General features: G+C 43.6%; 14 protein-coding genes and 2 pseudogenes. 4 read left to right on the top strand and 12 right to left on the bottom strand.

The features are described from left to right. The first annotated feature begins 129 nt into the window (after nt 1-129). Entirely contained in the window at nt 130-714 is a 585-nt protein-coding gene (locus AC51G0_RS11735) for an AAA family ATPase (RefSeq protein WP_496298626.1), read from the top strand. 200 nt (nt 715-914) lie between these two features. Here the strand turns inward: AC51G0_RS11735 and AC51G0_RS11740 are convergent, their stop codons facing one another. The 3 genes from AC51G0_RS11740 to AC51G0_RS11750 form a co-directional block, all read right to left on the bottom strand. After that, nucleotides 915-1,346 (bottom strand): bacteriohemerythrin, encoded by a 432-nt coding sequence (locus AC51G0_RS11740; protein WP_496298628.1) that lies wholly within the window; start codon nt 1,344-1,346, stop codon nt 915-917. 318 nt (nt 1,347-1,664) lie between these two features. Beyond that, entirely contained in the window at nt 1,665-2,516 is an 852-nt protein-coding gene (locus AC51G0_RS11745) for an endonuclease/exonuclease/phosphatase family protein (protein WP_496298630.1), read from the bottom strand. A gap of 408 nt (nt 2,517-2,924) precedes the next feature. After that, entirely contained in the window at nt 2,925-3,050 is a 126-nt protein-coding gene (locus AC51G0_RS11750) for a hypothetical protein (RefSeq protein ID WP_496298631.1), read from the bottom strand. A 516-nt stretch (nt 3,051-3,566) separates the two neighbouring features. Between AC51G0_RS11750 and AC51G0_RS11755 the strand changes: the two genes are divergently transcribed. Beyond that, complete coding sequence (locus tag AC51G0_RS11755) at nt 3,567-4,400, top strand: tetratricopeptide repeat protein (protein WP_496298632.1); 834 nt, start codon at nt 3,567-3,569, stop codon at nt 4,398-4,400. A 95-nt stretch (nt 4,401-4,495) separates the two neighbouring features. Next, nucleotides 4,496-4,984, top strand: a complete 489-nt coding sequence (locus tag AC51G0_RS11760; RefSeq protein WP_496298634.1) for a hypothetical protein — start codon at nt 4,496-4,498, stop codon at nt 4,982-4,984. 602 nt (nt 4,985-5,586) lie between these two features. Here the strand turns inward: AC51G0_RS11760 and AC51G0_RS11765 are convergent. Beyond that, nucleotides 5,587-5,858 (bottom strand): annotated as a pseudogene (locus AC51G0_RS11765) (VOC family protein); the annotation flags it as partial. 241 nt (nt 5,859-6,099) lie between these two features. After that, nucleotides 6,100-6,543: a GNAT family N-acetyltransferase gene (locus AC51G0_RS11770; RefSeq protein WP_496298636.1), complete on the bottom strand. Its 444-nt coding sequence runs from the start codon at nt 6,541-6,543 to the stop codon at nt 6,100-6,102. A 130-nt stretch (nt 6,544-6,673) separates the two neighbouring features. On the opposite strand from AC51G0_RS11770, the pseudogene AC51G0_RS11775 reads away from it, so the two are divergent. After that, nucleotides 6,674-6,836 (top strand): annotated as a pseudogene (locus tag AC51G0_RS11775) (IS4 family transposase); the annotation flags it as partial. Between the two features lie 437 nt (nt 6,837-7,273). Here AC51G0_RS11775 and AC51G0_RS11780 read toward each other — a convergent pair. The 7 genes from AC51G0_RS11780 to AC51G0_RS11810 form a co-directional block, all read right to left on the bottom strand. After that, nucleotides 7,274-7,585: a MarR family transcriptional regulator gene (locus AC51G0_RS11780; protein ID WP_496298637.1), complete on the bottom strand. Its 312-nt coding sequence runs from the start codon at nt 7,583-7,585 to the stop codon at nt 7,274-7,276. A gap of 49 nt (nt 7,586-7,634) precedes the next feature. Then, nucleotides 7,635-8,915, bottom strand: a complete 1,281-nt coding sequence (locus AC51G0_RS11785; protein WP_496298639.1) for a tyrosine-type recombinase/integrase — start codon at nt 8,913-8,915, stop codon at nt 7,635-7,637. Further along, a complete protein-coding gene (locus AC51G0_RS11790; RefSeq protein ID WP_496298641.1) occupies nt 8,915-9,889 on the bottom strand; it encodes a hypothetical protein in 975 nt (324 codons plus the stop codon). Before AC51G0_RS11790 ends, AC51G0_RS11785 begins: the two co-directional genes overlap by 1 nt. A gap of 2 nt (nt 9,890-9,891) precedes the next feature. Continuing rightward, nucleotides 9,892-10,095, bottom strand: a complete 204-nt coding sequence (locus AC51G0_RS11795) for a tail protein X (protein ID WP_496298642.1) — start codon at nt 10,093-10,095, stop codon at nt 9,892-9,894. Then, nucleotides 10,092-10,460, bottom strand: coding sequence for a phage tail protein (locus AC51G0_RS11800; protein ID WP_496298644.1), 369 nt, complete (start codon nt 10,458-10,460; stop codon nt 10,092-10,094). Before AC51G0_RS11800 ends, AC51G0_RS11795 begins: the two co-directional genes overlap by 4 nt. 9 nt (nt 10,461-10,469) lie before the next feature. Beyond that, nucleotides 10,470-13,175: a phage tail tape measure protein gene (locus AC51G0_RS11805; RefSeq protein ID WP_496298646.1), complete on the bottom strand. Its 2,706-nt coding sequence runs from the start codon at nt 13,173-13,175 to the stop codon at nt 10,470-10,472. A gap of 121 nt (nt 13,176-13,296) precedes the next feature. Then, the gene (locus tag AC51G0_RS11810) at nt 13,297-13,866 is read right to left on the bottom strand and encodes a phage tail assembly protein (protein WP_496298647.1); all 570 of its coding nucleotides are present in this window, start codon (nt 13,864-13,866) and stop codon (nt 13,297-13,299) included. Between the last annotated feature and the right edge of the window lie 24 nt (nt 13,867-13,890).

Consider the following 13,890-nt stretch of genomic DNA (forward strand, 5'->3'; position numbering starts at 1 on the left):
TTGAATAAAAATTTTCCTAAATGAGGAATAAAACAAAATCAAGTTCTGCCTATCAAATACATCAAGGTTAATCAAAGCACAAGGTGATTGGTGCTATGATTGACATAACTCAGTTCTTTGGGGCTTGTTATGAAAAAACAGCTAAAGGTCGTCGTAACGGGAGGTCCTGGCGGTGGAAAGACCACGGCGCTCGACCTTTTTCGCAGAGAACTCTCCGATAAACTGGCGATTGTGCCTGAGGCCGCAACCGTGCTCTTTTCGAGTGGCATTACTCGATCTTGTGATGAAGAAGTGCTAAAAACGGTTCAAAAATCGATTTTTTTCCTTCAGAAAAATTTAGAAGACATTCAACAAACGCACTACCCTAATCGGCTTCTAGTCTGTGATAGAGGAACACTGGATGGCTTGGCCTATTGGCCTGGAACCGATGAAGACTTTTTTAAAGAAGTCGATTCTGACCTTGAGAGTGAAATGGCACGCTATGATGCCGTCATTTTTTTTGAGTCTGCGGCCACAACTGGACAGGATATCAGTAGTAACAATCCAGTAAGAAATGAGTCGTCAGAACAGGCTGCGGAGATAGATAAACAACTGCAAAATATCTGGTCTAAACACCCTAATTTCTACTACGTGGGTAGCTCTGAGTCGTTCGTAAAAAAAATCATGTTTGGGATCATGACCATTGAAAACGTCATCAACAGGTACAATAAATAGTTAGAGTATCTACTCATTCGCAACTTGTTCATTCTTACCTGCAATACGTGAACATACATTAAGCAGTAGCTGTTATTAATTGGGAGTATGATTCTTAAACTCCCAATATAAGCAGCTGTTGGTCAAAATGCGAACAAGTCGATAGTGAGACAGCAATCGAACTTGAGTGATGGTAACGGCTTAAACCAATCTCAGGTTTCTTAACTACATTTTACATTCAGCAGGTAATGACTATTTTTGGATGATTTAAGATGTTTTGCAAACGCCCGGTCATGTTCATCAGCCGTTATGTGCTCAATAAGCCACTGAGCCAAAAAGACAATGATTTCTTTGAGTTCGCACTGGTTGCTCTCATAGCGCGTATACTGGTTTTTTAACTGTTTCAGCAACATGCGATGAACGTTTTGATGTTGCTCAAAGCCACCATAATGGGTGATCATCATCAGATTATCTTCACTGAGAAAGTGAAATTCAGCATAGGCTATTACTTCCTCAAGAAAACGACGCACAATGCCTTTAGGCTCGTTTTGGAACATAAGGAGTTTATTAATCAGTGCCAATAAATTTTTATGTTGTAAATCAATGACTTCAACATGAAGGTCATATTCTTTTTGCCAAGTATAGAGGTGCATTTATTAAATCAACTTTGAATATTACGAAGTAATTAGCAAGGCGGGAATATATCTTATTATGTTAAAGTTTTGTGTGAGCAACCTCGTATTAACAAAATGCGAAGTAAGAATTATTGAGCCAAATACTAACTCCATATTCAAATATCTCTGTAAATAATGCCCTATAGCATTAAAACAGCTAGCAACACTTCTAACTTTGAAGTAACCATTCTTATTTCAAAGGTCATAATTAGATCAAACACTCTATTTCACACTGTATTCCCAAGCTTGCAAGGGTAACCGGATCAAAAGAACTAACTCCTTTCAAAAGCCATGCAGTTAGGGTTTAACGTTGACCCTAACAGTAGCGGCACAATGGTCTGAAAGCATGACATCTTTATTTGATACGCTATCGTCATCGCCAAATGCGTGGAATGAGGCTTTATCCGCTTTAAAACTAGTCAAGATATGATCTATCGGTTTTGGATATTTCGGATTGCATCCCTTAAGTGATTTCGTGGTCATGGTGAAGTTATCAAATTGCTTAGCGATGTAGTCCCCTTCGTTAGCTAGCTGGCGATTCCAGTCACCAAGCAACACAACATGGCTACCCTCTACCAGTGTCAGCCATTCAAGAATCCTTTCTACTTGTATTTCCTTAATCATGCAAGTTGCATCAGGGGATGGTAACTTAATGTCAAAACATTGGGACTTCAAATGAAGGTTTAGTAAATATAAATTCTCATCTGGCAAAAATAAGGCTAACCCATACCTTTGGTATCCATTGATAGATAAAGAAAGAATGTTCATATCATTTGTATATTCGTATTTGATCCCTTTTTTTATCGCCCAACCAACTCGTTGTTCCGTTGATTGATTGCGGTTTCCTCTGCAGGGGTAGGGGCCTGTTGAAGGACGTTCGGATACAATCACATAGTATTTATCGGGACTGAAAACACGTTGGAGCGCTTTGATGTTTTGCACCTCTTGTAACCCGATGACATCTGCATTTAATGAATCGGCATATCTCTTCAAAGCTAAATAATCACTCGTTGTACGGCTTCTACAACCAGCACCATTAACTTCAGCAAGGTGCTCCATATTCCAGGTTCCAACAACTAATGGCTTCGCAATTAACGGTGCTGGAAAAAGGAAAACCAAGACCAACATACTCACGATTTTTTGAATCATCACTTTTTCCTTAACGCAGTAACTAGGCCAAATAGACGTTCTATCAACCACCAAGTGATATCGTCATTACTGCTTAGAAATATAGCCCATTGAAATGTTAAGGAACTAACTTGCTTGTATATAAGCCCAATACCGCCATGCTCCCGACTACAATCACACCTCTACAAGCAATGCCTTCCATCGAGGCTTCTGAGCAAAATACTGCCCCAGCCTATTAAAAGTCGGCGACGTTTGCTTGTGAAGAATGAGCAGACGTTTCCCCCCAATTCAGGCTAAGATTGAGGCCAATGTATGCATACTGATGTAACACCAATAAATAGCTATCCTAAATACTGGGCGGAATGCTGACTAACTTACCTACAACTCTCTGAACTAACAACAAAAACAAAGAATACCCTTACTTATCAGCTAGTTGCCTACTGCTCTTTTATTGTTTATATCATTTTTTAACTGCCCCTTTTTTGCCCCTATTTGCCCCAAAAGCCCATTTTTGAATTCGTTTTGCCCCTTTTTTGCCCCCATATCATAAGCCATTATTCTCGTTCATATGCCCTCTAAAGTCTCACATGAATCACACTGCAACCTAACGTGTCTAGCTTCATTTTACTTCTGACACAAAGCTATTTAGAGCATATGTTCATTCTTATTATGTTAGTACTGGTTTGCCATAGACTTATTCATGCATATTTTATGAGCAAATTTCATGGTGTCGATATCATATGGATAGCATTGGTATAATTCACCTTCCTCTCGTTTATAATCCAGAGTGATCATTTTCACATGACTATCAAAGTTGATGCTTGGATCAGCCTGAGAGTGGTTTGCAAGGTATAAAATTGCGGTATCCAATTGAAATAAAAGCTACATGAACACTAAACTTCCATCATTTTTCATTTGATGCTTGTAGATAAGGCGCTAATATTACATTCAAATTTAATCATTCAAAATTTAAACATGCACATTAATGTCAAACTTATTACGCTAAAACTTATAACATTACTTTTCGTGACTGCCTGTGCCACCACTTCTAGTAATGTTAAGGATCTCACTTTGCGAGCTGAGCTAGGTGATGCGAAAGCGCAGACCTATCTTGGTCGGATGTATGACACCGGACGGGGCGTTGAGCAAAACTACACAGAAGCTTTGAAGTGGTATCGACTGGCTGCCGATCAAAACTATGCGAGAGCGCAAACCAATCTTGGCTGGATGTACAAAGATGGTCGGGGCATAGTTCAAGATGATAAAGAAGCGGTAAAGTGGTATCTACTGGGTGCCGAGCAAGGCGATGTGAGTGGGCAAATCAGTCTTGGCTGGATGTACAAAAGTGGCCGGGGCGTTGAGCAAGACGATACAAAAGCAGTAAAGTGGTTTCGACTGGCTGCCGAGCAAGGCGATAGAGTGGCACAAGCTAATCTTGGGTGGATGTACAAGAACGGTCGAGGCGTAAAATACAACTACAAAGAAGCAGTTAAATGGTATCGACTAAGTGCCCAGCAAGGCTATGCGTGGGCGCAAGAGCAGCTTGGATATATGTACGCGACTGGCCGGGGTATCGAGGAAGACGACAAAGAAGCTGTGAAGTGGTATCGACTGGCTGCCGAGCAAGGCTATGCGGATGGACAATACTCTCTTGGCTGGATGTACGAGGACGGTCAGGGCGTTGAGCGAGACTTCAAAGAAGCAGTAAAGTGGTATCGACTAGCTGCCGAACAAGGCTATGCGGTTGCACAAAACTCTCTTGGCGAGATGTATGAGGGCGGTTGGGGTGTAGAAAAAGACTTCAAAGAAGCAGTAAAGTGGTATCGACTGGCTGCCGAGCAAGGTTATGCGAAAGCTAAAACCAATCTTAGCGAAATGTACGCTTCTGGTCTGGCTGTTGAGTAGATAACAAAGAAGCCATTAGTTTCTCTCGCTAGGCCGCCAAGTATGGCTTAGCGAGCATGCAAATCGATATTGGTGTTATGTACAAGAGGAAATTCATGTTTAACAAAGCCTCCAAGACTATTATTTTAGTTGCTACTCTAGCACTTTCCGGTTGTACCGGATTCAACGAAGCGATGGAACTACAAGATCAATATGCTTCTAGCCTTTCAATAAGCTATGGTCCTAAAATATCCTTGAATAAGAAATATACGCCTAAAGTAACTAGGGGGATTATTTCTACAAACTTCTCCGCTGTACTCCCAGAAGGAATCTACACACCAATTGCTAGTTCTGCAGGTCGAATTTTTTATCAAGCCCCATATGATTTTAAATATAAGGAAAACGGCAAGGTGAAATCTAGGGTTGGTGGGCTTGTTCAAGTAGCAGAAAACGATGACTCTACTTATTATGTTTGGTTCTTCCCCCATCAATACACATATTATGAAGTCCAACCAAATGGAGAATGGATTTATGATGTAAAACCGGGTATTTCTAATATTGTTACTAGACCATGGATTGAAGCTGGTCTCAAAATAAACAACTAGCCTAGTTTCAACTTGGAAGTAGCCATAAATTGAATTCAACACGCATAACAATCGACTACAGTGTCAAATACTTTATATGCCTATCTAAACGAATTGACTATCTTTAGCCTTACGTTTTTGATTTTAGATGTAGTAATGACGTTCACTACCCCGTTGGTAAGTGTTATGGGCGTGATGCACATCCAGCCGCAAAGGTAAAACCTGCGCGGCTTAAGCTACATAGCGACTAACATACGACATGAAAAATCATCATTACGTTACGCATAACGCTCATAGTCTAATTGAGACCTGACTACTTATGATGAAGGCCCGATGGTGGTGACCAAGAAGGCCAAAAAATTTTTTTAGCCCGAGGGTTCCCCTCGTTTGCTGACTTTTAGCGCTCAGAAGTACCTTACGTTGTTTTATCTAATGTGGACAAATTTAGATGCAATCTGGCACATACCTTGACCGGATCAGACAGATTGCTCTAACTCGTTCCTGCCCCATAATACGTTAAAGCTGAAGCTCATTCACAGGTTGTTAATGTTGAATTGCAATACATTTTCTAATATTTTTCTGGATGTGATAACACTAACTAAAGGTCTGTCGAGTGCAGACCTCTATTCTTTTTTATTAGATATTGCCCATTTTACATTCATCGAATGTAGACCAAACATATTGCCTTCAGTATCTATTACTAAAGATATGAAACCATACTGTCCAATTGTCATTTTGACTGTTGGATACTTCCGCCTGCCTTCATAACTCTCGACTCTTCTATCTCACAGTCTTCACAAGAAAAATAAACTATCGTGCTATTGCGACCAGCAGAGAAGCCCTCCATTTTGACGAGAGCACCAGTTGCACCGTATTGCTCCATGTTTGAAGGGAAAAGCCATATCAATTACAGGTGAACTCCTCAGGTTCCGGCAAATTTTTTCATTCTCAATGAATATGGTCCGGACCAGATAAAATCGGCCTCGTTCTAAATGATTGTGGTCCCATTCTCAATCAGCGTGGTTCCTTAATATCTTATAGTCGCAATGATTGTGGGCTGGAAAATGCGGATAAAAGCGGTCCGGGCAATTATAAAACTGGTCCGCCACAGTTACGAATCCGACTTTAAAGCATTGTTATGTATTAACTTTTAACTCCATAATGAACTTTGTTTCTTCAACACAAACTACCTGAAACCCATGAGTTTCATAAAGTTTCACGAGGTGATCTTCACAACGGAGATAAAGAGCTGGTAGTTGTAACTCAATAGCCTTGGATTTAGCAAACTCAATTAGTGCTGTTGATATACCTTTTCCACGATACTCTAAAGGAACATAGATCCCATCTAACCAATAGTTATAACTTGAATATTCTGGATACTCACGATATTTAAGTTCGCCAGCTCCAGCTAACACTCCATCAACATGCGCTACAAACGCAGTTCGGTTGGCAACCGAAGATACCTTTTCAATTACACTTTCTAGAGTTGCTTTCGGGTCTTTATGATCCCACTCATTAAAGTACCACTTGGCAATAGCCTCAGTCTCACTTGGATAATCCACTAAATCCGAAATTTTCATATTGCTTCGATTACACATAACGCCCTGTTCTCAGGAATCCCCACAAAAATTCCTTGTTATTCAATAATTAGGCACGCACCTTGCTTTCTGAACTAATGAATTCACCACAATAACAAAAGAAGAAAACAAAATGCGTGATATTCAGATACTACACGATTCCCTTAGAGAACAATGCCTAGCATTCAAAAAAACTACTCAACTCACTCATGGACTCGGTGAAAGCACTGATAAATAACGATGCACTGACTCTTACCTTGCTTGGCAGTTCTCTACCTTCTAAAGCAAAAACCAAGTCCCTTTATAGACACGCGTTCGCCTGCTAAGGGGGATTTGATGAAGGGATGGCAACCAGAGAACCCTATAGAGTGGGCGGTATTTTCATATGTGTATGCTCTCCTGGTTTCATAAACTACCTTTTCAGTTTTGTTATATCTCTTGACTTTTGACTCTAATAAAAAGGTAAAAGATTTTCCGTTTATGGCTAAGTACGAGCTCGCGAAAACACATAAATATCTAATAAATGAGCGAAGGATCGAATTAGCATACGCAACAATGCTCATTAACGGAGAAAAATAATGTTCTGCGTTAACCTAATTAAACTAATGACATCGGTTAGACTGAGCTGCATAGCAACTCTCAGTAGACGTCACAAATCAACACAACAGGCAAACATGATGGAAACCCTAAACCTATGGCTAGAATTCATTAACGAGCTATTAAAACTGATCACCTAGCTATTTAAGCAAGGCTTACTGTATCGATAAAAAATGCCTCCCGTTTTGCTTGGCTCAGAACGCCGGGTTAAATAGCCTCTCTCATACAAACGTCTCAACGTTGTACTGGACCACGAATTAGATAGCGAACATCGCCGTGCAATTTGTTCTGGTGTTACATCCTCCTCCGGCCCCATCAGCTTAAGTACTTTCATTTGAGTTTTACTCAACTTAACTAATCCAACCTGGTGCGGAACTACACGCGCAATACTTGCCAAACGAGGGTCAATTGGGCCGCTTTGAGCCAAATTATCCATATTTTTTATCATCCTCTGAGGTTTAGGATCGGATCACTTAAGGATCCAGTCGTGATAAGGCTTAGTGAAGGGGTGTCTCTTGAATTGAAATAGGTAATAGCCAGTTGTGCCAGCAAGAATTTAGCCACTCATGGTACGTTTTGAGGGCATCTTTCTTCTGCAATTCCATATGAGTGTGAATATATGCCTGATCAAGCTTGTCACGAGCATGGTTCAGTAATGCCTCACAAACAATATAGTCGATACCCAATTCAAGCCAGATTGTCCTTGCTCGCTTTCTGAGGTCATGGGCAGACCACTTTCTAGCCGAGATATTCCTCACCCATTCACTTGCCTTTGTACTGTGAATTGGTTTGCGGCTTCGTTTTGACAGAGGGAACAGCATCCCAGTTTGATATCCTTGCACAACTTGCCACTCTTGGTATGAACGTAAGAGTTCAACCATGCCATCGGTCAGTGGATAGACAACAGACTTACCGTTCTTGGTGTCTTCTGCAGGGATGGTCCAGCGCTTCTGAGTCAAATCAATATATTCCCACTTGGCTTTTCTGGTTTCCCCTATCCGGGTGCCGTGGGCAATGATTAAAGTAAGCAGCAACCGCTTATCTGGATCCGCCTTTTGAGTGGCAAGCAGCGCTTCCGGAAGCTGGTCAGTATGGAAACGGCAACCTCGAACCTGTGCTGCAGAAATAGAAAACGTATCACCGAAGAAATCTTTGAACCGGACATCTGACATCGGGTTCACTGTGATTTTCTTAACCTTCTTTGCTGCAGAGTATGCTGTCTTCATCAAGTTAAAATTGGCACGTACATAGCTCAGAGAGTAACCCTGTTGAAACATCGGCTGGATAAGCTGCTTGTCTACTGTTTGGTGGCACAGTTTCATGACTGGCCAGCCTTCAAAAATACAGCCCACATGCTGTTCTGCCATGCTCTTAAGGTTCTGTAATCTCTGAGTTGTGGACCGGTGTAATTTAAACTCCCGTTCAACATGCCAGTTAATTAGCTGATCAACCGTTTCAAATCCGCTGCATTCAGCCTGGTCTCCGGAAGCTATCCGTTGGGATGCAACACTCACTACATCCATAATATGCTTCGCCTGAGTGGTCGGGTACTTACCGATACGGTGCCCAAACTGACTACCATTTTTATACTCCATCAAAACCCAGGTGCCACCGGTTCGGGCCTTGTTGAATTTCAGATAAAGGGAACAACGCTCATCTTTGAGCTGGCGAACTCGTGGATCACGAATGTGTTTTTTAATTTGAGCGTCTGAGATTTTGAGAGAAACAGTTGAAGAGAAGAGTGCTTGCTGATTAAGTCGAAGATTAGTTGATAACATTACTCACCTGTCAGTGTCGCTTGAATCGTCATTCGTCGGGGTTGTAACCCCTGCCCTGAAAAGCTCACCTGATCTATTGAACACTTGCCATGAAGTGCCCGAGGAAATGAATCATCCATGACCACGATCCCTTCAGCGAAAGCGGCTGGATTAACCGGAGCATCTAATGTGATTTTCCGCCCCTGTCGTTGGATCTTTTTAAGCTCAGTCGTGCAGGCCTGCTCCGCTTCACCTTTGCTGTTCTTATCTTTTCCCAGCAGCTTAAACGGACTGGTACCAACTTTTACTTCCTGCCTACTGCCATCAGCTATAGAGAGGTAAAACGCTCGAACACCGTTAAAATCATTACGCCCATCAAGATCGGCAGACACATTTACAAAATCAGGTAGCTTAGGGTCGTTATTACTTGGAAGTGACAGTGTAATGGTTTCAATGTCATTTCCTGATGCACTACGTTGCTCGCCTATCGGCACAAAAATAAATCGCTCTTCAACAGGCTTGGCAACGGCATCATATTGTTTTGCAAGCCGATTAAGAAAAGCAGGTGTACTCTCTTCACAACGATCTAAATGCTCGATTTCAATTTTTTGTAATCCCGGATGCACAAAAACTGAAAACCCATGAGGGGTAACACAGTCAGAGACAACCTGCCCCAACGTTGTTTTATCCCAGCTAACTGACTTACGTTCCCGAAATCCGGTTGCATCAGTAATGGAAAATGGCGCTACCGTTAGCACTAAGGTAATTTCGCGGGGATGCAGGCTTACAGAACGCTTTGAGATCTGGAACTCATCACGGGAAACATCTCCCAGCATGACAGAGTACCGTTCCCCTTTCGGTGGAATACCATCAATATCATCTGAATTGATAACAAGAGTAAGGTTGTCACCTTCAGTACCGTTACCGTCCTTCAATCGCCATGATTTGAGCCGGCTCAACATCAAATCAGCGTTTTTTCCTATTAGGTTAAACATTATCAGTCCCATGATTTAGTTACTGTTTTCAGTTTGGGCGTAGCCTTAACGTCGGGGAGAGTGACTGTGGTATTTTCCCGGAACACTTCACCTCGAACATGCGGGTTAAGTTGGTAAAATGCCTGTTCTAACTGGTCGTTATCCTGTCCGGTATGCCTATAAAGCAAATCAGTGATCAACTCTCCGGCCTTAGCGTTTACCTTCATCCCCGGTACTCCTTCAGCTGCAGGGAAACATCTGTCACCATGGCCCGGCCATCATGCACCAGTGATGATTTCCCCTCTTTCAGCTGCTGAATAGTCCAACGACCTAGGTTACGGCCCTGCCCATCACTGACTTGCTGAGGTTCATCAATTAAGGCTCTGATCTTTTCAACGGATTCATGTGCGCCGTATTGCAGCCATTTCCCGCTGATTTCAATTGTTTCAAGCGGTCGCCCAGTCCTTTCGGACCGAGCATTATCTATCAGGCCAACTTCCGAGAACGCACCAGGTGAAGTGCGCTCAAATTTAGTGATGGGCGTTTTATCACCCACCGAAAACACAAATTCACCAATAACCAGGTGATGCATGAATTACCTCTAACTATCTCGGTCAATTGCGGCATAGCCTAATTGGGTTGTAAGGGTGTTCTCACCCATCAAATAAGCAAACTGCTGATCCATTTGGCGAGTGACTTCTTTTGCTATGACTTGTTCATCCTGGCCTTGAGCACCGGTGATCTGAATATTGGGAGAAAACGTAACTGGAGGTTGTTGCCTGGCTTGCGCCTCTTTCTGTTGAACAGCATCAACTTTTGCTGCGATTTGATCCGGTGAATCAAGCTTACGACCAAACCAACCACCAAGCATTTCGCCACCCATACCGCCACCAATGGAACCCAGCAATCCGCCTATCGCAGTACCAATACCAGGTAAAATCATCGTGCCTATTGCTGCGCCTAATGCGCCGCCCCCCATAGAGCCACCAATATCACCAAGCGCCTCGCCAGTTTGTTCCATATTGCCAGTAGCAATACCTTCAGTGGCTGAGATCGCATTCATGGTAAGTCCAAGCGGCTTCAAAACCCGGGCAAGCCCCATTTTCCCAGCGCTATCAGCTACATCACCACCGATCTCGATAGCATCTGCAGCCATGGCACTCATTGGCATCATGGCAAAACCAGATCCAGCCATCGCTAAAGCTGCACCTTTAGGTTGTACAAATCGGCTATCCAGTACCGAACGAGTTAATCCAGCTAAACCTCGGCCCCGACGTTTACGGCGGGAAGGACGAGTTCGCTCCCTCATCTCACCACCAAGACCACCACCTACGCTGCCTTTCCTTGAACCACGACTTGAAGCAACCGCAGTATTGAGGTTACGCCATTGCTTAGCTGCCAAAGCAGCAATTCGACCACCTTCTTGGGTTTCCCGATTGAGCCCTTTACGGAATAAGCGAGATTTATCCAAGGTATTGCCAAAGATAAGTGAAGCTACTTTACCTGCCAGCAGGACACCTTTCAGGCCAATAAATGCAGCCACACCGATCCCAACAGCGGCAGCAACCCCCTGATTGGCTTCAGCAAAATCGGCCAACATGTCAACACCTTTGCCTAACGGCTCAAGCACCCAGTTCAATGCCGGTAGCAATGCCGTTCCCACAACAACACTCAGGCGGCTGACTTTATTAACGAACATATCCACGCCATTTTCAGACGTATTGATTCGAGTCTCATATTCTTTCTGTAGGGATTCGATATGAACATCCTGCCCCTGCTTTGCAAGAGCAAGCGATTTGGTAAAGTTATCAGTATTGCCAGCCAGAGCGGCCACAGCACCTTTTGCTTCCTCACCAAAAATCTGGCTTATCAGGGCACTTTGCTCTTCTATAGGAGCGTCATTAAGCGCATCCAACACCTGAAGCAATGTTCCTGATGCATCCTGCTGCATTGAGCTGGCGATATACCCTGCATCTAGGCCAAGTGCAGCCATCGCATTTTTCTGAGTACCACTGGCCGCTTCACCCAATGTCAAACGTCCAGAAATGTTTTTAAGTGCCGTCGCTGAACGCTCTTCCCCCATCCCCGTAGAAAGCATGGCTGAGGCTAGAGCCGCTGATTCATTCACAGAGAAACCGGCAGTTTTAGCCGTGGCACCTTCCCGGGCCATTACCCCTGCAATATCTTTGGCTTTTGCGTTAGAGTTATTTGAAAGGTGGTTAGCTAGTCCCGCCAGGCCTAACGCGCCTTGCTGATCGAGCCCCATAGCAGCTTTAAAAACAGCAAGTGTTTCACCGGCCTGCCCTGCTTCCATATCAAAGGCAACGCCCATCTTTGCCGAATCAAGTACAAAGCTTTTCAGCTCATTGATATCGCTAATACCACTTTGACCGCCTGCAGCTAGCATGGCGTTGATATCATTCGCACTCATAGGCGTGTCAGTTGACGTTTTCAATGCCCAAGAACGCAGCTGTGCAGATTGTTCCGGTGTCATATCCACGACTTTATTGACATCAGCAAATGAACTTTCATTTTTCATTGCTGACCACATAGTGCCAGCGAGTGGCGCAGCAGCTATCGCCAAGCTAGTTGCCTCACCACCGATCTCACCAAGTTTCGCTTTCCGGGAATCAATACGACCTTGAATGGTCTGCATTTCCTTGAGCCGCTTATTCTGCTTCTCAAGGGCTGCTGTTGATTTCTCAGTCAGGGATTCTAGGCGCTTCTGTTCATCACCAAGCTTGTCAGTACTGATACCTGCTTTGTTCAGTGCATCACCCAAACTCTGCAAACGATTTTGCTGTTTTGCCTGGCGTTCAGTCAGAGTATTAACCTTGCCTGAAGCCTTTTTATAGGCGGCACCTAACTCGTTTGTTCGAACTTTTCCGTGGTGTATTTCTCCATTAAGCGACTCAAGCCGTTTATTGGCTTCATTCAACTTTAACTTGAGCTGTTGAGCCCCTTCACCTGAGGCCTTTTTCATTTGCTGATTCAGGCTTCGGATTTCAGCCTGAGTAATGCCATACTCACCACGTAACTGAGATGTTTTCTGCTTGTTTTCTTCCATCGCAATGCCAAGCGAATTCATAGACGCCTTGGCATCTGCTACCTGCTTAGCAAGCTTTTCTGCTCGACCGCTGGCAGACTCGAACCCTTTAACATCTTTAAGCTGCGCATTTAGAGATTTCACCTCGCCGCGTTGCTCTTCAAGAACAGCTGTCAGGCGCTCAGTAGCCGTGGTGGTCGAAACAATATCCTTGGTACCCTTTACCGTTGCATCAAGGATGAAACTAATCTTTTCGCTCATCGCTTCACTCCGAGCTTAGAGAGAATCAACTCATAGCGCCGCATCGCCTGATCTTGCGGCCATTCGCGTAGCTCGCTTTCAGATGTATTACGGTGCATCGGGATTAGATCAATGAGAGCTTCTACATCGTCGGGCGAAAGTAATCCCCCGCAAGTTGAAAAAAAGCGCCGACCTGAGGCTTGATAGCCAGATAGTCATTCAGTGCCATGGCATCCATATCTTGCTTATCCAGGTTGCAAACCACTCGGAACATGAAGTTCTCACGCTCAGTATCATCTGTGATTTCTGCAAGAGCTTCTGAATGCTTCACCTTGGGAACAACAAACTTGATGTGTGAAATGTTCTCACTCAGCTCGTTGGTGAAAGGGAACAGCAGATCGAATTCAAAATCAGAGCCAGTCAACGGCTTCTCCTGAATTTCATCTGATGGCTTTAGGATAAAAACACGAATATCTTCATGCAGCTGGGTAAAATCAGGCGCCGAGAGTTCTTCAAATTCTTCATTGGTAATAACGGTACAGGCCAGGATCATGGCTTTGAGCTGACGGAAAAGCTCAGAGGGACTCAGCTCTTTATCCACACCAAGATTCACAAACGGAAGCTTTCGAAACTCACCGAGAGATATAGGGTTAATTTCAATCTCATGGTTACCGTTTCGGTGGTAGAACGGTAGCTTAGTGGTCTTTTTCATGGAAATTCCAATACAAAAAAAGCG

The sequence above is a fragment of the Photobacterium sp. HL06 genome (genome assembly GCF_059552575.1).